At 69.8% G+C, this 24,734-nt stretch carries 18 protein-coding genes and 1 pseudogene; 3 read left to right on the top strand and 16 right to left on the bottom strand.

Going from position 1 to position 24,734, the window contains the following annotated elements:
• Positions 1 to 177: 177 nt before the first annotated feature.
• The 3 genes from FNH09_RS16915 to mshB all read right to left on the bottom strand — a co-directional run bounded on the left by FNH09_RS16915 (position 178) and on the right by mshB (position 3,946).
• Positions 178 to 2,484, bottom strand: coding sequence for a peptidoglycan binding domain-containing protein (locus tag FNH09_RS16915; protein ID WP_152888681.1), 2,307 nt, complete (start codon positions 2,482 to 2,484; stop codon positions 178 to 180).
• A gap of 191 nt (positions 2,485 to 2,675) precedes the next feature.
• Positions 2,676 to 3,086, bottom strand: coding sequence for a DUF6113 family protein (locus FNH09_RS16910; RefSeq protein WP_152888679.1), 411 nt, complete (start codon positions 3,084 to 3,086; stop codon positions 2,676 to 2,678).
• Positions 3,083 to 3,946 carry an N-acetyl-1-D-myo-inositol-2-amino-2-deoxy-alpha-D-glucopyranoside deacetylase gene (gene mshB, locus FNH09_RS16905; protein WP_152888677.1) on the bottom strand — a complete coding sequence of 288 codons (864 nt, stop codon included), beginning with the start codon at positions 3,944 to 3,946 and terminating at the stop codon, positions 3,083 to 3,085. Before mshB ends, FNH09_RS16910 begins: the two co-directional genes overlap by 4 nt.
• Before the next feature lie 198 nt (positions 3,947 to 4,144).
• Here mshB and FNH09_RS50185 point away from each other — a divergent pair.
• Positions 4,145 to 4,351: pseudogene (locus tag FNH09_RS50185) on the top strand (hypothetical protein); the annotation flags it as partial.
• An 81-nt stretch (positions 4,352 to 4,432) separates the two neighbouring features.
• Here the strand turns inward: FNH09_RS50185 and FNH09_RS16895 are convergent.
• Positions 4,433 to 4,627, bottom strand: coding sequence for a hypothetical protein (locus FNH09_RS16895; RefSeq protein WP_162468695.1), 195 nt, complete (start codon positions 4,625 to 4,627; stop codon positions 4,433 to 4,435).
• A 173-nt stretch (positions 4,628 to 4,800) separates the two neighbouring features.
• On the opposite strand from FNH09_RS16895, the gene FNH09_RS16890 reads away from it, so the two are divergent.
• On the top strand, positions 4,801 to 6,918 hold the full coding sequence (locus FNH09_RS16890; protein ID WP_152888675.1) for a S9 family peptidase: 2,118 nt from the start codon (positions 4,801 to 4,803) through the stop codon (positions 6,916 to 6,918).
• 170 nt (positions 6,919 to 7,088) lie between these two features.
• Here FNH09_RS16890 and FNH09_RS16885 read toward each other — a convergent pair whose 3' ends face one another.
• From FNH09_RS16885 to FNH09_RS16830, 12 genes are all read right to left on the bottom strand, one after another.
• Entirely contained in the window at positions 7,089 to 8,150 is a 1,062-nt protein-coding gene (locus FNH09_RS16885) for an ABC transporter ATP-binding protein (RefSeq protein WP_152888673.1), read from the bottom strand.
• Complete coding sequence (locus FNH09_RS16880) at positions 8,143 to 9,156, bottom strand: ABC transporter ATP-binding protein (protein WP_152888671.1); 1,014 nt, start codon at positions 9,154 to 9,156, stop codon at positions 8,143 to 8,145. The genes FNH09_RS16885 and FNH09_RS16880 overlap by 8 nt, the downstream gene beginning before the upstream one ends.
• Positions 9,157 to 9,163: 7 nt before the next feature.
• Entirely contained in the window at positions 9,164 to 10,150 is a 987-nt protein-coding gene (locus FNH09_RS16875; protein WP_152888668.1) for an ABC transporter permease, read from the bottom strand.
• A complete protein-coding gene (locus FNH09_RS16870; RefSeq protein ID WP_162468694.1) occupies positions 10,143 to 11,066 on the bottom strand; it encodes an ABC transporter permease subunit in 924 nt (307 codons plus the stop codon). The genes FNH09_RS16875 and FNH09_RS16870 overlap by 8 nt, the downstream gene beginning before the upstream one ends.
• Positions 11,067 to 11,072: 6 nt before the next feature.
• Positions 11,073 to 12,707, bottom strand: a complete 1,635-nt coding sequence (locus FNH09_RS16865; protein ID WP_152888664.1) for a peptide ABC transporter substrate-binding protein — start codon at positions 12,705 to 12,707, stop codon at positions 11,073 to 11,075.
• A gap of 216 nt (positions 12,708 to 12,923) precedes the next feature.
• Entirely contained in the window at positions 12,924 to 14,045 is a 1,122-nt protein-coding gene (locus FNH09_RS16860) for an ABC transporter ATP-binding protein (protein ID WP_152888662.1), read from the bottom strand.
• A 13-nt stretch (positions 14,046 to 14,058) separates the two neighbouring features.
• Entirely contained in the window at positions 14,059 to 15,120 is a 1,062-nt protein-coding gene (locus FNH09_RS16855; RefSeq protein ID WP_162468693.1) for an oligopeptide/dipeptide ABC transporter ATP-binding protein, read from the bottom strand.
• A 15-nt stretch (positions 15,121 to 15,135) separates the two neighbouring features.
• On the bottom strand, positions 15,136 to 16,113 hold the full coding sequence (locus tag FNH09_RS16850) for an ABC transporter permease (protein ID WP_152888660.1): 978 nt from the start codon (positions 16,111 to 16,113) through the stop codon (positions 15,136 to 15,138).
• Between the two features lie 98 nt (positions 16,114 to 16,211).
• Positions 16,212 to 18,017, bottom strand: a complete 1,806-nt coding sequence (locus FNH09_RS16845) for an ABC transporter substrate-binding protein (protein WP_152888658.1) — start codon at positions 18,015 to 18,017, stop codon at positions 16,212 to 16,214.
• A 102-nt stretch (positions 18,018 to 18,119) separates the two neighbouring features.
• Positions 18,120 to 19,142: an ABC transporter permease gene (locus FNH09_RS16840; protein ID WP_202919675.1), complete on the bottom strand. Its 1,023-nt coding sequence runs from the start codon at positions 19,140 to 19,142 to the stop codon at positions 18,120 to 18,122.
• A 485-nt stretch (positions 19,143 to 19,627) separates the two neighbouring features.
• Entirely contained in the window at positions 19,628 to 21,535 is a 1,908-nt protein-coding gene (typA, locus tag FNH09_RS16835) for a translational GTPase TypA (protein WP_152888656.1), read from the bottom strand.
• Between the two features lie 233 nt (positions 21,536 to 21,768).
• Positions 21,769 to 24,042 carry an ABC transporter family substrate-binding protein gene (locus FNH09_RS16830; RefSeq protein WP_152888654.1) on the bottom strand — a complete coding sequence of 758 codons (2,274 nt, stop codon included), beginning with the start codon at positions 24,040 to 24,042 and terminating at the stop codon, positions 21,769 to 21,771.
• 347 nt (positions 24,043 to 24,389) lie between these two features.
• Between FNH09_RS16830 and FNH09_RS16825 the strand changes: the two genes are divergently transcribed.
• Positions 24,390 to 24,677 (top strand): hypothetical protein, encoded by a 288-nt coding sequence (locus FNH09_RS16825; RefSeq protein ID WP_152888652.1) that lies wholly within the window; start codon positions 24,390 to 24,392, stop codon positions 24,675 to 24,677.
• Positions 24,678 to 24,734: the final 57 nt, after the last annotated feature.

The following is a 24,734-nucleotide window of genomic DNA, read 5'->3' as shown; positions in this document are numbered from 1 at the left end:
CCCGACTGTCGTATGACAGATGTCATGCCCACGAGGCGACGGCTCGGTGCGCGAACACGGCCGGGGAACGGCCGCGGGACACGACGAGGGGGCACCAGGCGGTGTCCGCCGGGTGCCCCCTCGGTTGGCCGTTCCGGCCCGGGAGCCGCCCCGACCGGGCGGATCCCGAGACCTGTCCTAGCTGGGGTTCGTGTCGATGACGGCGACCCGGTTCGTGGTGCTGAGCAGGGCCGGGCGCAGGGCGCTGATCACGTCCTGCACCGTGACGGCCGTCTTCTGGCCGGTGCCGCGGGTGATGAGCACGCCGTCGAAGGTGTGGCCGTAGAGCTCCTTGAGCGCGGCCTCGTTGTAGCTCTCGACGAGCTTGCCGTCGACCGCCTTGACCTCCAGGAACTTCCACAGGGACTTCTGCGGGCTGAAGGGGATCGAGTGCGCGGCGTCCGTCTGCACGGTGACCTTGCCGGACATCGCGGGCTGGGCGAACTTCTTCATCATCCGGTCGACCTCGGCGTCCGAGATCGTCGGCTGCCGGGTGGTGGTCGGGACCTGCACGGTGGCGGCCGCGCCGGTCTCCACCTGGGTGCGGTAGGCCTGCTGGACCACGGTCTTCGACCCGGCGACGTCGATGCCCTTGCCCGGCTTGCCGTAGACGGCCACGGCCTTGCCCGACTGGAACCTGATCGTGCCGTCGTTGGAGCTCGCGCCGCCCGCGGCGCTCTCCAGGGCGGCCTGGAGTTTCTCCTCGTCGACGGGCATGGCGGGCTCGATCTCGCGCTGTCCGCCGAAGAGCGAGCCGATCACGGAGACCGGGTTGTAGTCGCTCTGGGCGGCCGCGGCGACCGTGGCCTGCTCGTCGAACTGGAGCCCGGCCTGATCCGGCTTCAGCGTGACGGTGGTGCCGCCGACCGACAGCTTCAGCGGCTGGCCGACCTTCTTGCCGAAGGCGTCGTCGAGCTTCTTGACGGCGTCGTCACGGGTGCCGCCGCCGATGTCGACGCCGAGCACGGTGGTGCCCTTGGGCACGTCGGAGTGGTTCATCAGCAGGCCCGCGCCGTAGGCGCCGACCAGGACGACGACCGCGAGGCCGCCGAGCAGGACCAGCTTGCTGCGGCCCTTCTTCTTGCGGGGCGCGGCGGCGGGCACGTTCTGCGCGACGGGCTCGGGCAGCTTCGGACCGGTGTGCTGCGGCGGTCCGTCGAAGCGGGGGCCGGGTCCGAACGGCGCGCCGGGGGGCGTGACGGGGATGCCGCTGGTGACGGTGTCACCGGAGACCTTGTCCCGGGGGCCGCCGTAGCCGCCGGGGCCCGGGCCGGGGGCCGGCTTCTGCGGGGTGAGGATCGCGGTGTCGTCGCTCAGTCCGCCGCCGGGGACCGCCGCGCCGCCACGGGGGCCGGCGGGCATGGGGTCGGTGAAGGACTCGCCGCTGAAGGACTCGCCGCTGAACGACTTGGGCGTGCCGGGACGGCCGGGGGCACCGGCGCGGTCGGCGGCACCGGGACGAGCGGGGCCACCGGGACGACCGGGGGCACCGGGACCGCCGGGCGCGCCAGGGCCGCCGGGCGCGCCGGACGCGCCGGGAACGCGACGGACGCCGAGACCGCCGGGGGGACGCGCACCGGCGGGTGCGCCGGGCGCCGAGCCGGCCGGGGGCACCAGCGGGCCGTCGCCGGTGACGGGGCCGCCGGTGGGACCGGAGGGGCCCTGGGCGCCGCCCTGGCCCCCGGGACCGCTCGGCGGGCCGCCGTGGCCGCTCTGGCCGTTCTCCGTGAAGTACGGCAGGTCGTCGCGGCGCGGCTCGCCGGCTCCGGGGCGGGCACCGCCGCCCAGCGGGCCCGCTGCCAGCGCCTCGGTCACGTCGAAGGAACCGGTGCCGCCACCGTGGCCGGGCGCGACCGGGCCGCCGGTGGCGCCGGGCAGTCCGGCGCCGTTGGTACCGCCGGGACGGGAGCCGCCGGGGGCGCTCGCGGGGCCGGGGCGGCCGGCACCCGGCCGCGCGCCCGTGGCAGGCCCGGGACCGGCGGCGGGCGCCGGGGCGGGGGCTGTGCCCGCCGCCGAACCGCCGGGCATGCCCGCACCGTTGGTGGAGCCGCTCTTGGCCGTGCCGCCCTTGCGGGGCGCGAACCAGTCGCTGGTCTTCTCCTCGGCCGGGGCCTCGGGCTCGGCCGACGGCTCGACGGCCGCGGCGGACGGGGCGACGTCCGGCTGCGCGTGGGTGCCGGTGTCGTCGCCCGGGACGCTCTCGGGGTCCGTGACGGGCGTACGGACGACGACCGGCGGAATCGGCCGCGACCCGGGGATGTTGATCCGGATACGGGTCGTCAGCGTGGTCTCGGTCTTGCGCTCCTCCGGCTGGGCGGCCGGACGGCCCGTCCCCGCGCCGGTGTCGGAAACCATGGGGGTCCCGTACGGCGGCGTGCCCGAAGGGTATGCGGCTCCGCCGCGCCCGTCGGGCCCGGAGGACGGAGTGTCAGTTTCACGACTCAAGGCAGGTTCTCCCGGTTGACTCCGCCGCCCGCACAACCTCATGTGGGGTTCCCTGTGCTCGAACGGGGTCGAGTGCGCGGGGAAGGCTCGGCGGCGCGCACCACCATACTGGCCGCTTCCGGCCTGTATCCCGCGACCGCCGGGTAAAACCACACGGCAGGTACCCGTGCGCCGTACGGCGAAGTGGTACGTCACTTGCCAAGTCGGACGGAGTCGGCCTCCGATCGCCGCCCCCAGCCGAGGGTGGCGCAGATCACAGCAAGGGCCATGCCGCCCAGCAGGAAGAGGTACGAGCCGCCTCCCGCGCCGAACAGGAAGTCCCCTTCGGGACGGGTGGCGGTGAGGAAGACGACGGTGACCATCCAGCCCGCGGCGGACGCCACGGCCCCGCCGCGGCTGCCCGTGACGCGCGCCCCGCCGAGGAAGAGCCCGGCCGCGCCGGCGAGCGCGAGCAGCAGTCCGCCCGGGAACCAGCCGGACTGCACCAGGGCCCCGGCCATGGCGACCACCACGCCGAGCACGAAGAGCCCCAGACAGGCCAGGACGCGTCCGGCGGAGGGCCGTCGCAGCGGCTGGGCGAGCATCGAACCGTGTTGCGTCATGACGTCTCCTCCGCCCCGGCGAACAGGTCGGACACCCGTCCGGCCCCGTCCGCGCCGCCCGCCAGCTCGTAGTACTCGGTGGTGAACAGCGGCTGCGCGAGCTCGTTGGAGAGCGCGAAGGACGCCTCGTCGGGGGCCACCTCGATCTGGGTGGCGTGCGCGCGCATCGCGGCGGCCTTGGCGGCGGCGTACGCGGTGCCGTCGATCTCGGCGGTGATCCGCTCGCGGGCCACCACGCCCGGTACGTCGTCGACCGCGGCGGTCTCGGTGAAGGGCAGGCCGGGCAGGCGGTCGCGCAGGCGGCCGAAGGCCTCCTCGGCCACGGGGCGCGGCATGCGGTTGAAGTAGACCCTGGGGATCGGCAGACCGGCGTCGGCGGCCAGCTCCGCGGCGCGCACGGCGACGCGGTGGGCCTGGATGTGGTCGGGGTGGCCGTAGCCGCCGTCGGGGTCGTAGGTGACGAGGACCTGGGGGCGCACCTCCAGGATGACGTCGAGGAGGTGGGCGGCGGCCTCGTCGACGTCCGCCTGCCAGAAGCAGGCCGGGTCGTCGTTGTCGGGCAGGCCCATCATCCCGGAGTCCCGGTAGCGGCCGGGGCCGCCGAGCTGACGGAAGTCCTTCACGCCGAGCTCGCTCATCGCGGCCGCGAGTTCGCCCAGCCGGTGTTCGCCCAGCGCGTCACCGCTCAGGTGGGCGAGCTCGGGCGGGATGACCTCGCCGAGCTCGCCGAGGGTGCAGGTGACCAGGGTCACCCGAGCGCCCTCGGCCGCGTACCTGGCCATGGTCGCGCCGTTGTTGATCGACTCGTCGTCCGGGTGCGCGTGCACCAGCAACAGACTCCGGGCGCTCTGTTCCGTCATGCGTCCACCCTACGTGGGCGGCGGTTTCGTGGATCACGTCACTCGGAGTGGCCGCACGCCTTGCCGTGGACAGTGACGGCCCTGCCGCTCGGAGTCACCGCCGGGACGTCGCGGCACGGTCGTACGGCGAAGGGGGCGCGGCATGACACAGGTGGACGGTGAGGCGGTCCGGCTCAAGAGGGAGGCGGACGAACCGGGTTGGGGGGTGGAGCCGGACGAGCGCCTCCGGGAGATGGGCGCTTGGCTCACGTCCCGCTTCGGACGACGCCGACGACGAGTGCCGCCCGTCCCGGGCCGGACGGCAGGATCGGGCTGCTGAAGTTCGCGGACACCACCACCGTCGTCCGCGTCCGCGACTCCACGTACACCGCCGGCCCCCGCCTCCGGCTCTCGCCCGAGGCCTGGGCCGACTTCGTGCCGTACGCGTCCGAGGGCCGACGGACCGGTCCGGTCAACAGCCCACCGGAGCCCGCACACCCGTGCACATCAGAACTTGAGGCTGCCGATCATGCTGGCGACGCTCGTGGTCAGATCGCTGATCGTGGGCGCCACCGTCGACGAGGCGAGGTAGAACCCGAGGAGCATGCACACGACCGCGTGCCCGCCCTTCAGGCCCGACTTCTTGATCAGCAGGAAGACGACGATCGCCAGCAGCACTACCGCCGAAATCGAGAGTGCCACGGCGGCTCACCTCCAAGGACCGGGGACGTGGGGGCATAGCAGGGGAACTGGTAAATCCGTACAGCAGCCAGCGGGTTCATACCCACACAGCGCTAGTGATCATAACTATCCGTGCGCGCGCATCGGTCGGCGCACTGCCGCACAAGGGGGCGCATGGCCAATATGGTCAAGGCATGACGACCGAGCCTGATTCCTTTCCCCGTCGGCACGCGCGCACCCAGCGTTTCACGCTCGGCGCGCCGCGTTCGTACACCGTGGCTCCCGACGGCGCGCGGGTCGTGTTCCTGCGCTCCGGCTCCGGCACCGACCGGGCCAACTCCCTCTGGGTGCTTGACGTTCCGGAGGGGCACGAGCGCGTGGTCGCCGATCCCCGGGCCCTGCTGGGCGGGGCCTCGGAGAACCTCTCCGCCGAGGAGCGGGCGCGCCGCGAACGCAGCCGAGAGGGCGGCGCCGGCATCGTCGGCTACGCCACCGACGAGGCTGTGGAACTGGCCTCGTTCGCTCTGTCCGGGCGGTTGTTCACGGCCGAACTGCGGGCCGGTACGGCACGTGAACTCCCCGTCCCGGGGCCGGTGATCGACCCCCGGCCCGCTCCCGACGGGCGGCACGTCGCCTACGTCCACGAGGGCGCCCTGCGTGTGGTGGACGCCGAGGGCGCGGGCGACCGGGCGCTCGTCGAGCCCGAGTCGGAGTCGATTTCCTACGGACTCGCCGAGTTCGTCGCGGCCGAGGAGATGTCCCGTTCGCGCGGCTTCTGGTGGGCGCCGGAGTCGGACCGGCTCCTGGTCGCGCGAGTGGACGACACGCCGGTGCGACTGTGGTGGATCTCCGACCCCGCGCAGCCTGAACGTGACCCACAACACGTCCCGTATCCGGCGGCCGGCACGCCCAACGCGGAGGTGCGACTGCTGATCGTCGACCTCGGCGGAAGCCGCACGGAGGTCTCCTGGGACCGGGCGCGCTACCCGTATCTGGCGCGAGTGCACTGGTCAGCGGCGGGTGCACCGCTGCTGCTCGTGCAGGCGCGGGACCAGCGCAGCCAGTTGTTCCTGGCGGTGGACCCGGACACGGGGGCGACCCGGATGGTGCACGCGGATGAAGATCGGATTTGGCTGGATCTTTTCGCCGGCGTGCCCTGCTGGAGCCCGTCGGGAAAGCTGATCCGGATCGCGGACGAGGGCGGCGCGCGGGTCCTCACGGTCGGCGAACGACCGCTGACCGGACCGCAGTTGCACGTGCGGGCGGTGCTCGACGTCGCCGACGAGGACGTCCTGATCTCGGCGTCGGCCGGGGAGGGCGCGACGGCGCCCGAGACCGGTGAGGTACATGTGTATCGAGTCAACGAGCGGGGCCTGGAGCGCGTCTCGCAGGTGCCCGGCGTGCATACGGCGGTACGCGCCGGAGGCGTGACCGTGCTGGCCTCCGCCACGCCGGACCGGCCCGGGACGGAGGTGCAGGTGCTGCGTGGCGGAAAGCGGACGGCGACTGTCCGGTCGTACGCCGAAAATCCTGGTATGTCGCCGCGCGTGACGCTGACCGAAGGGGGCGCACGGAGAATTCCGTGCGCCGTGCTTATGCCTACGGACTACCCCGGTGACACTCCCCTGCCGGTCCTGATGGACCCCTACGGCGGCCCGCACGGCCAGCGGGTGGTCGCCGCGCACAACGCGCATCTGACCTCGCAGTGGTTCGCCGACCAGGGGTTCGCGGTCGTCGTCGCGGACGGGCGGGGCACCCCGGGGCGCTCGCCGGGCTGGGAGAAGGCGGTCCACCGGGACTTCACGGTGTCACTGGACGACCAGGTCGAGGCGCTCCAGGACCTCGCGAAGTCGTACCCGCTCGACCTGTCCAGGGTGGCGATCCGCGGCTGGTCGTTCGGCGGCTATCTGGCGGCGCTGGCCGTGCTGCGCCGCCCGGACGTCTTCCACGCGGGCATCGCCGGCGCCCCGGTCACCGACTGGCGCCTGTACGACACCCACTACACCGAGCGCTACCTGGGCACCCCGGACGCGGATGCGGACGCGTACGCGCGCAGCGGTCTGGTCACGGACGAGGGCCTGTCCGCCGCCGACGGGCCGCACCGCCCGCTGATGATCGTGCACGGGCTGGCCGACGACAACGTGGTGGCCGCCCACACCCTGCGGCTGTCCTCGGCCCTGCTGGCCGCCGGCCGTCCGCACGAGGTGCTGCCGCTGTCCGGCGTCACCCACATGACCCCGCAGGAGACGGTCGCCGAGAACCTGCTTCTCCTCCAGGTGAACTTCCTGCGACGCGCCCTCGATCTGGACTGATCCACGCCGGTTCAGGCGCAAAATACAGCAGCGGGCCGGGAGACATGGCGCTCCCGGCCCGCTTACGGCACCCGCACGGCCGTACGCTGTTCAGACTGACGCGTCCGTATATCGGAACCGCGTCGGCCAAGTTGCCTGCGTGTTAACGCACTTGGTGCGGGTTTGCCATGCTATGGCGTCCCGTCATCATGATCGTCCGAGGCCCCCTCGGGCGGCACGACCTGCTTCTCCTCGGCGAAGTGGCAGGCCGAGTCGTGGGCCTGCGGACCGCTCGCGTGCCGGAACTCGGCGGGCACGGCCAGCACCGGCACCTCCAGCGCACAGCGCTCCTGGGCCTTCCAGCAGCGGGTGCGGAAGCGGCAGCCGGAGGGGATGTTCGTCGGGGACGGCACATCACCCGCCAGGATGATCCGCTCGCGGTGCTCGCGAGCGTCCGGGTCGGGGACCGGGACGGCGGACAGCAGGGCCTGGGTGTAGGGGTGGGTGGGGTGATCGTAGATCTCCGCGTCCCTGCCGATCTCCACGATCCGCCCGAGGTACATCACGCCGACCCGGTCCGAGATGTGCCGGACGATGGACAGGTCGTGCGCGATGAAGAGGTAGGAGAGCTCGAACTCGTCCTGGAGACGCGCCATCAGGTTGATGACCTGTGCCTGCACCGACACGTCCAGCGCGGAGACCGGCTCGTCGGCGACGATCACCTCGGGCCGCAGCGCCAACCCCCGTGCGATGCCGATGCGTTGGCGCTGCCCGCCGGAGAACTGGTGGGGATAGCGGTTGATGTACTCGGGGTTGAGACCGACCACGTCCAGCAGTTCCTGGACCCTGCGGCGCCGGTCGCCCTTGGGCGCCACCTCGGGGTGGATGTCGTACGGCTCCCCGATGATGTCGCCGACGGTCATCCGGGGGTTGAGCGAGGTGTAGGGGTCCTGGAAGACCATCTGGATGTTGCGCCGTACGGCCTTCAGCGCCTTCCCGGACAGCCGGGTGATGTCCTCGCCCTTGTACCGGATCGCGCCGGCCGTCGGCTTCTCCAGGTTGACCAGCAGCTTGGCGACCGTCGACTTGCCGCAGCCGGACTCCCCCACGATGCCGAGGGTCTCGCCGCGCAGCAGGGTGAAGTCGACGCCGTCGACGGCCTTCACGGCGCCGATCTGCTTCTTGAACAGGATGCCCTGGGTGAGCGGGTAGTGCTTGAAGAGGCCGCTGACCTCCAGGATCGGCTCAGCCATGGAGGCACTCCCGCCAGAAGTGGCACGCGCTCACGCGCTCCGCGCCCGGCTCGGCCACCACGTGTTCGGGCTCCCCGTGCGCGGACACCTCGTACAGCGGCGGGACGTCGACGCGGCACACCTCCTGGGCCATCGGGCAGCGCGGGTTGAAGGCGCAGCCGGGCGGGATGGCCATGAGGTTGGGCGGCAGGCCCTTGATCGCGTAGAGCTCCTGGCCCTTCTGGTCCAGGCGCGGGATGGAGTCCAGCAGGCCCCGGGTGTAGGGGTGGGCGGGTGCCTTGTAGATGTCGTGCACGGGCGCCTGCTCCACGATCCGTCCGGCGTACATCACCGCGATCCGGTCGGCCACGTCCGCGACCACGCCCAGGTCGTGGGTGATCAGGATCAGTCCCATGTCGTACTCGCGCTGCAACTCGGCGAGCAGGTCCATGACCTGGGCCTGGACGGTGACGTCGAGGGCGGTGGTGGGTTCGTCGGCGATGATCAGGGCCGGTTCCAGGGCCAGCGCCATCGCGATCATGATGCGCTGGCGCATGCCTCCGGAGAACTGGTGGGGGTACTGCTTCACGCGTTCCCTGGCGGCGGGGATGCGGACGTGGTCCATGAGTTCCACGGCCTTGGCCCGGGCGTCCTTGCGGCTCATCCCGCGGTGCACGACGAACATCTCGCCGAGCTGTTCGCCGACGGAGAGCACGGGGTTCAGGGACGACAGCGCGTCCTGGAAGATCATCGCCATCCCGGCGCCCCGGACCTTGCGCCGCTCCTCCTCCTTCAGGGTCAGCAGGTCCCGGTCCTGGAAGAGGATCTCGCCGCCGGTGATCCGCCCCGGCGGCATGTCGAGGATGCCCATGATCGCCTGCGCCGTGACGGACTTCCCGGAGCCGGACTCGCCGAGCACGGCGAGCGTCTCGCCCGCGTCGACGCCGTAGCTGACCCCGTTGACGGCCTTGGCGACACCGTCCCTGGTCCGGAACTCCACGTGCAGATCGCGTACTTCGAGCAGCATGTCGCCGTCACCTCAGCTTCGGGTCGAGGGCGTCGCGCACCGCGTCGCCGAGCATGATGAAGGCCAGGACGGTCACCGCCAGGGCGCCGGAGGGCCACAGCAGCGCGTGCGGGGCGTTGCGGATGTACGGGGAGGCGGCGGAGATGTCGATCCCCCAGGACACGCTGGGCGGCTTCAGGCCGACGCCGAGGTACGACAGGGTCGCCTCCAGCGAGATGTAGGTGCCGAGCGCGATGGTCGCCACGACGATCACCGGCGCCACCGCGTTCGGGGCGATGTGCCGCAGCAGCAGCCGGGAGTTGGAGGCGCCCAGCGCGCGGGCGGCCTGGACGTAGTCGTTCTGTTTGGCGGTGATGACGGAGCCGCGGGCGATCCGGGAGATCTGCGGCCAGCCCAGCAGCACCATGAAGCCGATCACCGGCCAGACGGTGTTGCTGGTGACCACGGACAGCAGGACCAGACCGCCGAGGACGACCGGGATGGCGAAGAAGACGTCGGTGATCCGGGACAGGATCGAGTCCCAGAACCCGCCGAAGAAGCCCGCGAAGCCGCCCAGGATGCTGCCGAGGATCGCGACCCCGAGCGTGGCGAGGACGCCGACCGTGACGGACGTACGGGCGCCGTAGACGGTGCGGGTGTAGACGTTGCAGCCCTGGCCGTCGTACCCGAACGGGGCGCCCGGCTGGGAGCCCTCCTGGGCCTTGGAGAGGTTGCACTTCAGCGGGCTGCCGGAGGCGATCGCCGAGGGCCACAGGGAGATGAAGACCAGGAAGAGGATGACCAGCGCGGAGATGATGAAGACCGGGTTGCGGCGCAGGTCGCGCCAGGCGTCGGACCACAACGAGCGGGGCTTGCCGGCCGGACCCGTGCCCAGGGGGCCGCCGGGCGTCTTCTCCAGGGTCTCGGCCTCGCTGGCGGCGAGGTCCATGGCCCCTCCCATGCCGGTCGGGGCGATGACGCCCTCGGGTGCGCCGGTGCCCTGATGGTCAGACATAGCGGATCCTCGGGTCGAGTACGGCGTACAGCAGGTCGACGAGCAGGTTGGCGACCAGGAAGACGATCACCAGGACGGTCACGAAGCCGACCACGGTCTGGGTGTTCTGGCGCAGGATGCCCTGGTAGAGCTGGTAGCCGACGCCATGGATGTTGAAGATCCGCTCGGTGACGATCGCGCCGCCCATCAGGGCACCGATGTCGGTGCCGATGAAGGTGACCACCGGGATGAGGGAGTTGCGCAGCAGGTGCCGGGTGACGACCCGGTGCCGGGGCAGACCCTTGGCGACCGCCGTACGGACGTAGTCGGAGCGCTTGTTCTCGGCGATGGAGGTACGGGTCAGCCGGGTGACGTAGGCCAGGGACACGGAGGCCAGCACCAGGCCCGGCACGATCAGCTCGCCGAAGGTGGCGTCGGGCGAGACCGACGGTTTGATCCAGCCCCACTTGACGCCCAGCAGCAGCTGGAGCAGCAGACCGGTGACGAAGGTGGGGACGGAGATCACGACGAGGGTCAGCAGGAGCACCCCGGTGTCGACGGGCGAGCCCCGGCGCAGGCCCGTGACGACACCGAGGGCGATGCCGACGATGACCTCGAAGAGGATCGCGACGATCGTCAGACGGATGGTGACCGGGAAGGCGCTCGCCATCAGCTCGGTGACGGGTTGGCCGTTGAACGCCGTACCGAAGTCGCCGGTGAAGACGTTCCCCATGTAGGTCACGTACTGCTGCCAGACCGGCTTGTCGAGGCCGAAGTCCCTCTTCAGCTGGGCGGCCGTGGCGGGGTCGCACTGCCGCTCGCCGCACAGGCCCGCGATGGGGTCGCCCATCACGTTGACCATGAGGAAGATCAGCAGAGTGGCGCCGATGAACACCGGGATCATCTGGAGCAGGCGCCGGACGACGTAGCGTCCCACGACGGATCAGCCGACCTTGATCTCGTTGTACACGGGGACGGAGAACGGGTTGAGTTTGACGTTGGACAACCGCTCCGAGTAGCCCGCGCTGCCGTTCTGGTACCACAGCGGAATGGCCGCCATGTTGTCCCGGACGACCTTCTCGGCGTCCTGGAAGGTGCTGATCGCCTTGGCGCTGTCGGTCTCGGCGTTGGCCTGGTCGACGAGCTTGTCGAAGTCCTTGTTGGACCAGTGGCCGTCGTTGGAGGAGGCGTTGGTGTAGTAGAGCGGCTGGAGGAAGTTCTGGATCAGCGGGTAGTCCATCTGCCAGCCGGCCCGGAAGGGGCCGCTCATCTTCTTGTCGCCGATCTGGCTGCGGAAGTCGGCGAAGGTGCCGACCGGGTTGCCGACGCAGGCCTTGTCGTTGCCGAGGGCGTTGTTGATGGAGTTGCAGACGGCGTCGATCCACTGCTTGTGCGAGCCGGTGTCCGCGTTGTAGGTGATCTTGACTTGCCCGTTGGGCAGTCCGCCGCCCTCCTGGATCAGCTTCTTCGCCTCGGTCGGGTTGTAGTCGCAGGCGTCCCCGCACAGGCCGTCCTGGAAGCCCCCGGCCTTGCCCAGCACGGGTGAGGTCCAGTCGCTGGCCGGGGTGCGGGTCTTCTGGAAGATGGTGTCGGTGATCTGGGCGCGGTTGATCGCCATGGACAGGCCCTTGCGGACCTTCTCCGAGCCGCTCTTGTTCCAGTCGCTGTCGTAGAACGGGAAGGCGAGGGTCTGGATGATGCCGGCGGGGGTGTTGATGTACCGGCCGGACAGGTCGTTCTTGACGTTCTTCAGCTGGGCCGCGGGCACGTCGTCGACCAGGTCGAGGTTGCCGGCCAGCAGGTCGGTGTAGGCGGTGTTGTTGTCGGTGTAGACCTTCAGGGTGACCCCGTCGTTCTGGGCCTTGTCGTCACCGGGGTAGCCGTCCCACTTCTTCAGGGCCATCTGGGAGCCCTTGGTGTAGGAGTCGATGGTGTACGGGCCGTTGCCGACCGGCTTGCTGAGCCAGCCCGCGTGGTCGCTGAAGAACGACTTCGGCAGCGGGGCGTAGGCCACGTAGCCGAGGGTGTCGGGGAAGGTGGAGAACTTCTGGGTGAGCTTGACGGTGAAGGTCTTGTCGTCGACCACCTTCAGACCGGAGAGCGTCTGGGCGGTCTGCTGGCTCCCGTCCTCCGGGTGGACCTTGTCGTAGCCCTCGATGTAGCCGAAGAAGTACGCGTTCTTCTGGTTGTTCTTCAGGCTCGCGCCGTAGTTCCAGGCGTCCACGAAGGAGGACGCGGTGACGGGCTCCCCGTTGCTGAACTTCCAGCCGGGCTTCAGCGTGACGGTGAAGTTCTGGGAGTCCGGGGTGTCGATCTTCGCGGCGAGCATGTCCTCGGCCGCGCCCGTCTGGGGGTTGTACCGCTTCAGCCCCCGGAAGATCATGTCGAGGACCTTGCCGCCCTGGACCTCGTTGGTGTTGGCGGGCTCCAGCGGGTTCTGCGGGTCGCCCCAGGAAGAGCTGAGCACCCCGCCGGACGTGCCGCCTCCGCCTCCGCCTCCGCCGCCTCCGCAGGCCGTCGCCGTGAGCGCTACCGCCGCCGCGCATGCGGCCCACTTGGCGTGCGTGGCTCCGCGCATGGAGTGCCTCCTCAAGGTCGCGCATCACTGCGCTGTGCCGGCAGCGCCGCAGCGCTGATCCTTTACCGGCCAATATCACCTCAAACGGCGCACAACGCACATGCACTTCACCCGTTCCGGGGAGGGCAGGCGCTGCCGGACGGCCGCCGGAGACACGCGACCGGGGCGGGGCGTGAAAGCCCCGCCCCGGTCGGCGGTCCGTTTTTCCTGCGCGGTTCAGCCCTGGTCGGCCGACCCCTCCAGCGCCTGGAGCGCCGGGTCGAGGATGACGTCCTCGTCCCGGGCCTCCGTGGTCGGCTCCTCCGGGAAGTGGCAGGCCGTCAGGTGGCCGGCGCGGTTGCCGGAGATCTGGAGCAGCGGCGGCTCCTCGGTGGCGCACTTGTCCTGCGCCTTCCAGCAGCGGGTGCGGAAGCGGCAGCCGGACGGCGGGTGGATCGGGGACGGGACGTCGCCGGAGAGCCGGATCCGCTCGCGGGGCTCCGCGTCGTCGTCCATCTCGACCTCGGGCACCGCCGAGAGCAGGGCGTGGGTGTACGGGTGCCGGGGCCGGTTGTAGATCGCGTCCCGGTCGCCGACCTCGACCACCTTGCCGAGGTACATGACCGCGACACGCTGCGAGAAGTGCCGCACGACGGCGAGGTCGTGGGCGATGAAGAGGAAGGCGATGCCCAGCTCTTCCTGGACCTTCTTGAGCAGGTTGACCACCTGCGCCTGGATCGACACGTCCAGCGCGGAGACCGGCTCGTCCGCCACGATCAGCTTCGGGTTCAGGGCGAGCGCGCGGGCCACGCCGATGCGCTGGCGCTGGCCGCCGGAGAACTCGTGCGGGAAGCGGTTGTAGTGCTCGGGGTTGAGGCCGACGAGCTCCAGGAGCTCGCGGACCCGCTTCTCCCGGCCGCCCTCGGGCTCGATCCCGTTGACCTCCATCGGCGACTTGATGATCGTGCCGACGGTTTGCCGCGGGTTCAGCGAGGAGTACGGGTCCTGGAAGATCATCTGGATCTCGGACCGCACCGGCGCCATCTCCCGGCGCGAGGCGTGGGTGATGTCCCGGCCGGCGTACGTGATCTTTCCGGCGGAGGGCTCCAGCAGGCGGGTGATGAGCCGCCCGGTGGTCGACTTGCCGCAGCCCGACTCGCCGACCAGGCCGACGCTCTCGCCGACGCCGACCGTCAGGTCGACGCCGTCGACGGCCTGCACGGCGCCGACCTTCCGCTTGATCGGGAAGCCGCCGTAGATCGGGAAGTGCATGGTCAGACCCTGCACCTCCAGCAACGGCTCGGCGGGCGTGACGTCGGCGGGGCCCTGCTGTGCCGGGAGGGTGAGGTTGTCGCTCATGTCTCGGTTCTCCCTAGCGCAGCCGGGGCTGGATCTTGTCGATGAAGATGGTCTGCTTCTGCTCGGCCGTCAGGTGGCAGGCGGCCGCGCGCCCGTCGCCCAGCGACGGCCGGGTGTCGGTGCAGAGGGTGCCGGGCACCTCGTCGCGGAACGCGCACCGCGGGTGGAAGGGGCAGCCGGTCGGCGGGTTGAGCAGCGAGGGCGGCGAGCCGGGGATCGGCGTGAGCGCCTCGTCGACGTCGCTGTCCAGCCTCGGCATGGAGCTGAGCAGGCCCCAGGTGTAGGGGTGCCGCGGCTCCCGCATCACCTCGCGCACGCTGCCGCGCTCGATGGCCCGGCCCGCGTACATCACGAGCAGGTCGTCGGCCATGGTGGAGATGACGCCGAGGTCGTGCGTGATGAAGATGATCGCGGAGCCGAACTCCTGCTGGAGGTCCTTGAGCAGGTCCAGGATCTGGGCCTGCACGGTGACGTCCAGCGCGGTGGTCGGCTCGTCGGCGATCAGCAGGTCGGGGTCGCACATCAGCGCCATGGCGATCATCGCGCGCTGGCGCATACCGCCGGAGAACTGGTGCGGGTAGTCGTCGAAGCGCATCTTGGGCTGCGGGATGCCGACCTTCTCCAGCATCTGCACGGCCCGGTCCCGGGCCTCCTTCTTGGAGGCGCCGGTGTGCTTCATGTACGGCTCGGACAGCTGCCGGCCCACCGTGTAGAACGGCGAAAGCGCGGTCAGCGGGTCCTGGAAGATCATCGCCATCTTGTTGCCGCGGAGCCGCTCCAGCTCCCGCTCCGAGGCGGTGACGAGCTCCTTGCCGTCGAGGACGATCTCGCCCTCGACGGTGGTGCTCCGGGGGCTGTGCAGCCCCAGGATCGTCAGGTTGGTGACGGACTTGCCGGAGCCGGATTCACCGACGATGCCCAGCGTCTTGCCGCGCTCGACGTCGAAGGAGAGTCCGTCGACCGCCTTGACGATGCCGTCCTCGGTGGAGAACTGCACCTTCAGATCACGCACCGACAGGAAGCTCTCCGGGCCGGTGGGGGCCGGGGCGTCCTCGGTCTTGGTCAGTGTGGTCACGGTGGTTCGTTCTTCCTAGGAGAGCCGGACGCGCGGGTCGATGTAGGCGTACGCGATGTCGGTGAGGATGTTGAAGATCAGGATGAAGAAGGCACCGAACAGCATGACGCCCATGGTCAGCGGCAGGTCCTTGTGGGACGCGCCGTCCACGGCGAGGCGGCCGATCCCCTGGAGGGAGAAGGTGATCTCGGTGACGACGGCGCCGCCCAGCATGCTGCTGATGTCGATACCGAGCACGGTGACGATCGGGATGAGCGCGCCGCGCCACGCGTAGCGGAAGAACACGTACTTGCTGGACATGCCCTTGGCCCGGGCGGTGCGCACGTGCTCCTCGGCCATCTGCTCGATCATCGACGAGCGCGCCATACGCGTGTACTGCGCGGTGAAGATGGTGGCCATCACCAGGGTGGGCAGCAGCAGGCCCGTGAACCACTTGATCGGGTCGTCGGTGATCGGGTGGTACTGCGGGTTGTCCATCCAGCCGGTGCTGTAGACGAAGATGATCAGCACGATCGGGCCGAGGAAGTAGATCTGGAACGAGCTGAGCACCATCGACGCGCCCGTGGCGACCTTGTCGACCATGGATCCGCGCTTGTAGGCGGCGAGCATGCCCGCGCCGACACCGACGACGAGGAAGACGACGGCACCGCCGAGGGTCAGCGTCAGGGTGGTCGGGAAGCGGTCCATGATCGTGGACCACACCGGGTCGCCCGAGTAGAACGACACACCGAGACACGGAGCGTTGCAGTGTCCGGTCGGGAAGTCGCGGCCCATCACGATGCCGGACATGAAGTTCCAGAACTGCTGCGCGAGGGGCTGGTCCAGGCCCAGCGCCTCACGGATGTCGTGCAGTCTCTGGGGAGAGCAGTCCTTGCCACAGGCCAGAGAGGCATAGTCGGAAGGTGCGGCGACGAACAGGAAGAACGTGACGGCGCCGAGAAGGAAAAGCGTGACGACGGCACCGACCGAGCGCCGGAAGATGAACTGAAGCATGGCGGGGAGGCTGCTCTCTGCGGAGACGGTGGAGGGTTTCGCGGAAGTGCGGGGGCGCGCTCCGCCTGGTGCGCGCCCCCGCGATCAGCCGTAGAGGGTTACGACTTCACGTAGATACGGTTGATGTCGAGAAGGCTGGACACCGAGCCGTAGCGGGCACCACCGATGTTCGAGCCCGAGAGCTGGAACTGCTTGGTGTACCAGAGCGGGGCCGCCGGAACGACCTTCTCCAGCAGGTAGTGCTCGGCTTCCTTCCAGGTCTTCGCGGCCTCGACCGGGTCCTGGGTCAGAGCGGTCTGGATGAGCTCCTTGACCTTCGGGTCCTTGACGTGCGCGTAGTTCGGCGAACCGTCGGTGACCTGGGCCGGGTCGTAGACCGGCGTGATCACGGTGCCGGGCGACGGCCAGTCCTGGCCCCAACCGGTGATGTACATGTCGTACGGGTTGGCGAGCTTGCCGATCTGCTCGTAGTAGCTCGCGGAGTCGACCTCCTTGGAGACCACCTCGAAGCCGACCTTGGTCAGGGCGTCCTCGATGGCGACCTTGCGCTTCTGGCCGGCCTCGCTGTTGGAGTAGGCGAAGACGAGCTTCTTCTCCGCGGCCGGGAGAGCCTTCACCATCTCCGTGGCCTTCGCGATGTTGCCCTGCGGCGCCTTCAGACGGCCGTACGGGTCGTACGACGCCTCGTAGCCCGGCAGGGTCGGGGCGAAGTAGTTCGGCGCGACGTCGCCGCCGTAGGCACCGCCCTCACCGGCGATGAGCGACTTGGAGTTGACCGCGTAGGTGATGGCCTGGCGGACCTTGATGTCCTTGACGCGGTCCAGGTTGAAGGACAGCTGCATCACGTAGGGCTGGTAGCCCTTGACCGTGCGCTTGTTGACCGCCGGGTTGCCGATGACGTCCTGGATCTGGGTGGACTCGACGCCGCCGGTGAGCTGGATGGCGTTCTTGTCGTCACCCTGGTCGGCGATCAGACGCTTGGTCTGGGTCGTCTCGGTGATGCCGAAGGTGAAGTTGAAGCCGTCCGGGTACTGGTGACGCACGGAGTCCGTCTTCGGGTCCCAGTTGGTGTTCTTGGTGAGCACCAGGGACTTGCCGGCCTTGTACGAGGCGATCTTGTACGGGCCGGTGGCGACCGGAGCCTTGTCGTAGGACTCCTTGGTGTCCGTCTTCGCCGGGACGACCGCGTAGCCCGCCATGGCCAGCGTCTGCGGCAGGTCGGGGCGCGCGGTGTCGAAGTGGAAGATGACGGTCTTGGCGTCCGGGGTGTCCAGGACCGAGGCCGGCAGGTGCTTGCCGTCGAAGCCGCCGCCGGGCAGCAGCTTGCGGTAGTCGGAGGCGTACTTGTTGCCCGCGAGCCAGGTCTGGAGGTAGGGCGGGCCGTCGAAGATGAACTTCGCGAACTGGCGCTCGACGGTGTGGCGGACGTCCGCGGACGTGATCGCGTTGCCGTTGGCGTCCTTGACGCCGTCCTTCAGGGTGAAGGTCCAGGTCTTGCCGCCGTCGGAGGACTTGCCCGAGTCGGTGGCGAGGTCGCCCGCGACCGAGACGTTGCCCTTGTCGTCCTCCTGGAACTGCGTCAGGCGACGGAACAGGAGGTTGGCGACCTGACCGGCGTCGGAGACGTAGATCTGGCCCGGGTCGAGGTGGGAGAGACCCGCCTCCTGGTAGACCTGGACGGTGCCGCCGCTCTTGGCGCCGGGGACCTCGGCGGCGGGGCCGGTGGAGCCGGCCGCGTCGACGTAGGTGACCGGCTTCGACTGGACCGAAGCTTCCTTCTGGTCCTTCTTGGAGTCGGTCCCGGACTTGCTGCCCTTGTTCTCCGAGCATCCGGTCAGCGCGAGGGAACCGGCCGCGATGGCGACCACGATGGCGCGCGCTCTGCGCGAAGTGAACGACTTCATGTTGGCGTAAGCACCTACCTGTCGGTTGTTATCCATGAGTACTGCCTGACGCGGCTGGTAGGCCGACGCGGGGGCGGCAGTAACCCCCCACCAATGGACGAGCTACCGCCCGGACTTGGGGTCGAAGGCGTCCCGGACCGAGTCTCCGAGGAGGTTGAAGGCCAGGACGAAGATCACCAGTGCCACACCCGGGAAGAAGATGAACGCCGGGTCCTGCTGGGCGTATTGCGAGCCCGCCGCGAACAGTCGTCCCCAGTCCGGGGTCGGCTCGACGAAGCCGACTCCGGCGAAGGAGAGGAAGGCAATGGTGAGAATGGTGCTGGGCAGCTGGTACGTGAACTGCACCAGGATGGGCGTCACCACGTTCGGCAGGATCTCCTTGCGGACGATCCGGCCGGGCGAGGCGCCGGAGACCTTGGCGGCCTCGACGAACTCGCGCTCACGCAGAGACAGTACGGTCGAACGCACCAAACGCGCCATACCCATCCAGCCCAGCAGCCACAGCACGATCAGCATCGCCAGCGCGCGGAAGTATGTGGGGGTCTCCTCACGCGGGTCGACGAAGAACGCGGTGACCACAGGCATGAACGCGATGAAGAACAGCTGCTGCGGGAAGGACAGGAAGAAGTCCGTCACACGGCCGATCCAGTAGTCGGTCCGTCCGCCGAAGTAGCCGCCGATCAGGCCGATGACGATACCCGTGACCATCAGCAGGACGGTGACGCCGACGGCCATGAACAGCGAGGTCCGCATGCCGTACACCAGCATGGCGAACACGTCGCGTCCGTACTGCGGCTCGACTCCGAACCAGTGCGACCCGGAGAGCCCGCCGAACCAGCCCAGCGGAAGCCCGAACTCGTCCAGGACGGGCGTGTCGTTGTAGGTCGGGTCCTGGCCGTACAGCGTGTACGGGTCGGTCCCGCTCAACTTGGTGAGCACCGGGGCCAGCAGAGCGACGACGAAGTAGAAAATCACTACCACCGCACAGATGACGCCGGTACGGTCACGCTTGAAGCGCTGCCACATCAACTGGCCGGGGGAGCGACCCTCGAGCTTCTGCTCACCCTTGTCGGCCCCGGGCTTCGACTCGTCGAGCTCCGGGTCCAAGGCGACTGGACTGGTCATGTGTGTCTTTCCCCTGGGGTTGGAGAGCTGAGCGCAGCACAGATACCGGCAGGTTCTGTGGTTTGGGGGAACTTTCGCCAAGGAGCTCAACGCGCGTCAAGGGAAGAAGACGTAGGGATCTCCCTATCGTCAATATTTTGAGCAAAAATTGCGACGATCGACACCTGTGCGCGCTTGACACGTGAGACAGCGACCCGCCATTTCGGACATACGCGACCTAATTTTTGTTTACATGTCCGAAACTTGACAGCTGAATCTCCGATAACCGAACACAGTGTGCACGGCGTCGCATTGCGGCTCCTATCACTCCCTGCACACACTCTCCACATTTCCCTCACATATTCCGCGGGCGCTCCTCGCGCCCGCCGGCCGCGAGGAGCGCCGGACCGGCCCGGCAGGCGCGACCGGAGCCCCCGGGCACGCCGAAGGCCCGGCCCCTCCGACGTGCGGAGAGGCCGGGCCTCGGGGGCGTTTTCCGGGGAGCGTCAGCCGTGCTTGGCGCGGCTCGCGGTGCGGGCGCGGTCGCGCTGGTCGAGGACGACCTTGCGGATGCGGACCGCCTCCGGGGTCACCTCGACGCACTCGTCGTCGCGGCAGAACTCCAGGGACTGCTCCAGGGAGAGCTTGCGCGGCGGGACGATCGCCTCGAACGAGTCGGCCGAGGACGACCGCATGTTCGTGAGCTTCTTCTCCTTGGTGATGTTCACGTCCATGTCGTCGGAGCGCGAGTTCTCGCCGACGATCATGCCCTCGTACACCTCGGTGCCCGGGTCGGTGAACAGCACACCGCGCTCCTGGAGGTTCGTCATCGCGAACGCGGTGACCGCACCGGCGCGGTCGGCGACCAGGGAGCCGTTGTTGCGGGTCTGGAGCGTGCCGAACCAGGGCTCGAAGCCCTCGTGGATGGAGTGTCCGATACCCGTGCCACGGGTCTGGGTCAGGAACTCGGTACGGAAGCCGATCAGACCGCGGGAGGGCACCACGAACTCCATGCGGACCCAGCCGGAGCCGTGGTTGGACATGTTGTCCATCCGGCCCTTGCGGACGCCCATGAGCTGGGTGACGGCGCCCATGTGCTCCTCGGGCACGTCGATCGTCATGCGCTCGACGGGCTCGTAGGTCTTGCCGTCGACGTCCTTGGTGACGACCTGGGGCTTGCCGATGGTCAGCTCGAAGCCCTCGCGGCGCATCTGCTCGACCAGGATGGCGAGCGCGAGCTCACCACGGCCCTGGACCTCCCAGGCGTCCGGACGCTCGGTGTCCAGGACGCGCAGCGAGACGTTACCGATCAGCTCGCGGTCGAGGCGGTCCTTGACCTGGCGGGCGGTGACCTTGCGGTCCTTGACGGCCGCCTTCGCGTCCGCGCCCTTGCCGGTGCCGCCCCGGCCGACCAGCGGCGAGGTGTTGGTACCGATGGTCATCGAGATCGCCGGCTCGTCCACCGTGATCAGCGGCAGCGGGATCGGGTTCTCGGTGTCGGCGAGGGTCTCGCCGATCATGATGTCCGAGATACCGGCGACGGCGCAGATGTCACCGGGGCCGGCCACCTCGGCGGGCTTGCGGGTGAGCGCCTCGGTCATCAGCAGCTCGGTGATGCGGACGTTGGACATGGTGCCGTCACGCTTGATCCACGTGACGGTCTGGCCCTTGCGCAGCTCGCCCTGCTCGACGCGCAGCAGCGCGATACGGCCGAGGAAGTTGTCGGCGTCCAGGTTGGTGACGTGGGCCTGGAGCGGGGCCTCCTCGTCGAAGGTCGGGGCCGGGATGTGCTCCAGGATGGTGGAGAAGAACGGCTCCAGGCTGGTGGAGTCGGCCGGGACCGTGCCGTTCTCCGGCTTGGTCAGCGACGCGATGCCGTCACGGCCGCAGGCGTACACGATCGGGAACTCGATCTGCTCCTCGTCCGCGTCCAGGTCGAGGAAGAGGTCGTAGGTCTCGTTGACGACCTCGTCGATCCGGGAGTCCGGGCGGTCCGTCTTGTTGATGCACAGGATGACGGGCAGGCGCTGCTGGAGCGCCTTGCGCAGCACGAAGCGGGTCTGCGGCAGCGGGCCCTCGGAGGCGTCGACGAGGAGGACGACACCGTCGACCATCGACAGACCGCGCTCGACCTCGCCACCGAAGTCGGCGTGGCCGGGGGTGTCGATGATGTTGATGGTGATCGGGTCCCCACCGTCCTTGGGGTGGTACTTCACCGCCGTGTTCTTGGCGAGGATCGTGATGCCCTTCTCACGCTCCAGGTCGTTCGAGTCCATCATGCGGTCGTCGACCGAGTCGAGCTGGTGGGCGGCGAAGGCACCGGCCTGCTTCAGCATTCCGTCGACGATGGTCGTCTTGCCGTGGTCGACGTGGGCGACGATGGCGACGTTGCGGATGTCGTGGCGCGTTGCCATGGTGTGGCGTACTCCCGGAGTGGTGAGGACGGCCTGCGCGTACGTCAGTGTTACGCGGGCCCTGCCGGGCTTGACATGCCACGGCCTCACCCCATGGTACGGGGCTGTGGCGGTTGGGGCGCGCCAGGGCATATCCGCCCAGCTCAGCCCCGCATTCCACGGGCACGGACGGGCCCTGCCGGCCCCCGGGACCGTCTCGTCGCCGGAGGACCGGGTCGGGCCGCCGGAAGCGTCTAGTTGCCGGAGGGGCTCGGTGACGGGCGGGTCACGCCCTTCTTCAGGAAGCCCATGTCCTCGTAGACCGGGGTCTGGAAGCCGAAGGCGCCCGCGTTGACGAGGTCCTTGCGCACCGCCGTGAGCTGGGGGCGCTGGTACAGCGGGATGGATCCCGCGGCCGCCCAGATCCGCGCGTCCGCCTTGCGGATCAGCGAGCGTTCCTCGCCCTGGTCCAGCGTCGAGATCGCCTCGTCGAAGAGCTGGTCCACCTGGTCGGTGCCGACCCGCGTGTAGTTCTGCTCGACGGTCAGGGAGCCGTCGGCGGCCGGCACCGGCTTGGCGTAGATGGGGCGGGCGTCGGTGGCGGGGAAGGCGCTGGCCGGCCAGGAGTAGAGGGCCAGGTCGTACTCGCCGGAGGCGATGTGGTCCTTGAAGTAGCTCTCGTCGGCGACCTTGGACACCTCGGTGCGGATGCCGACCCGCTCCAGCATGCGGGAGATGTGATCGGCGACGTTCCACAGCGGCTCCGAGCCGGCCCCGGAGGGGAGCACGAAGCGGAGCGTGAGCGGCTTGCCGTCCTTGGCCAGCGCCCCCGCCGCGGCACCCGCCGGGGCGGCGGTGCCCTTGGGGGCGTACGCGCCCGGCGCGCCGCCCTGGCGCAGATGGTTGTCGGTGTACTGCTTGCCGTCCTGCGCCAGCGGCCGGGGTCCCCCGTCGCCCGTGTCGCGTTCGGTGTCCCGCCCGGTCACGTGGTGCGGCTTGTTGTCCTCGCCGACGATGTACGCGCCCTCGCTGCCGCCCGTGGACTCGGGCTCGGGCTTCTTGCCCTCGGCCCTCTTCCCTTCGGTCTTCTCCCCTTCGGCCTTCTTCTCGTCGGTCTTCTTCTCGTCGGTCTTCTTCCCCTCGGCCCCGGCGGCCTTCTCGGCCGGCTGCGGCTTGAGCGGGCCGCCCGGCACCCAGCCCGCGTCCGCGAGCAGCGCCCGCGCCTCCGCGGTGTCCTGGCCGCCGAGCGCTCCGCTGCCGTCGGCGTAGGCGTCCTGGCCCGAGAGCGCGAGGTGGCTGCCGACGGACGCGACGGGCAGGCCCAGCGGCTTGAGGACGAGCTTCGCCAGCTCCTCCCGGTCGATGGCGCGGGCGACGGCCCGGCGCACCCGCTCATCTGCGAGGGGACCGCCGGCGCCGTTGAGGGCGAGCTGGGTGTAGGCCGGTTCCAGGGATTTGCGGACCTCGATCTCGCGCAGCGCGTCCTGCTGGGCCCGCCACCGGGCGATCTCCGAGGTGAGCTTCCTGCGGGCCTGGTCCTCGCGGCCGGCGGCCTCCTTGTCGGAGCCGTGCAGCAGAGCCCAGGAGCGCAGCGCCTTGGCCGCGGTCCGGCCGCCCGCCGGGCCCTGGATCGCGCTGTCGGCGCCCTGCTGCGAGGCGAGCGTGATGCGCTGGGCGTCGGCCGGGGCGATGTCGGCCAGGTCGAGCACGCCGGTGGCCAGGGCGGCGGCGCGCTCGTCGCGCGGCACGGCGGCCAGCACGATCTCGGACAGCTTGGCCGGACGGCCCCACCAGCGCGGATTGCGGACCAGGGTGACCCGGGCGTTCTTGTGGTCGACCTGCTGGACGGCGAACGGCCCCGCCGTGACGCTCAGCTTGCGCCGGGCCCCGTCGTTGAAGGCGTCCGGGGTGCCCATGACGTCCTTCGGGTACAGCGGCGCGAACAGCGACTGCCAGTCGGCGTACGGCCGGGCGAAGGTGACCCGGACCTCCAGGTCGTTGTCGCCGCGCTCGATCTTCTCGATGCGGTCGTAGCCGGCGTTGCGCGCGGTCCAGTACGCGCTGTCCTTGCCGGACAGGGCGCGCCACTGGGCGGCGAAGTCGGCGGCGCCGATCTCCCGGCCGTCGCTCCACACGGCCTGCTGGTTCAGCCGGTACAGCACGACCTGCTTGGGCTCGGTCTCGACGACCCGGGCGGACTCCAGGAAGTCCGGGTTGCGCTGCGGGCGCCCGTTGGCGTCCAGCCGGAACATCGACGGCAGGACGGCCTGGGCGACCCGGGTGGTGGTGGCGTCCGCGTCCGACTGGAAGGCGTTGAGCGTCTCCGGCACGGTGTCCACGGCCCAGTGCAGGGTGCCGCCGTCGGCGACCAGGGAGCGCGCGGACGCCGCTACGTCCTGCCCGGCCAGCGGCCTGCTCGGCTCCTCCTCCGAGCTGCACGCGGCGAGCAGGGGCACCGCGAGCACGCCCGCGGTGAGGAAGGCGACCGAGCGCATGACCGCGCGCGGTCCGAGGCCGTCGTAGGACATCTCTGGGCACCTCCGGGGAGCCGCTCCCACCCGGGACACAAGTGGGGTTTGATCACATATGGCGGTATTTTGGAGCTGATCAGATCTATGGACCCACTGAAGAGGAAAGGGTTCAGCGGTCCGGGGCGACACGGCGGCAGCGGCACGGAACCCCACCCGTGCGGCGCAACCGCGCGAACCCCGGCACTTACGGAGCGCAAAGGGAGCGCACCCGGGTGTGCGCGGGAGGCGTGCAATCCGCCAATCGCTGCACATGCCTTCACACCGGCAGGTGTGACGCGCAACACTCGCAGGCGCATGAACGTCACCACCCAAGGCCACCCGGCCCCTGGAAGTGAGGTCACGTCATGTCCGTGCACGACGACCTGATATCGGTCCAGCGCAGCCTCGACGATCTGTCGCGGTCGGTGGGCCGCCTGGAACGGCAGCTCGGCACCGGCGGGCTGGAGATGCGCCGCGTCCGCGCGGACGCCGCCCATCTGCGCGAGAGCGTCGAACTGCTGCGTACGGCGGCAGCTCAGGCCGCCCCCCGCAGCCCGGAGCTGGTCACCATCTCCGACACCCCCTACGACATCACCCTGTGGACGGACTCGGACGACGAGGGCCTCGGCGTCCGCGACCGGCACGCCCCCTGATCCGGGCGCCCCTCGAACGGGCCCGCCCCCTGAACCGGCGCGTCCCCCTACCGGACC

This window comes from Streptomyces adustus, from assembly GCF_009377175.1.
Taxonomy (GTDB): domain Bacteria; phylum Actinomycetota; class Actinomycetes; order Streptomycetales; family Streptomycetaceae; genus Streptomyces; species Streptomyces adustus.
Note: the sequence above shows the minus strand (reverse complement) of the source record. Positions and strands in the feature narration are given on the sequence as shown.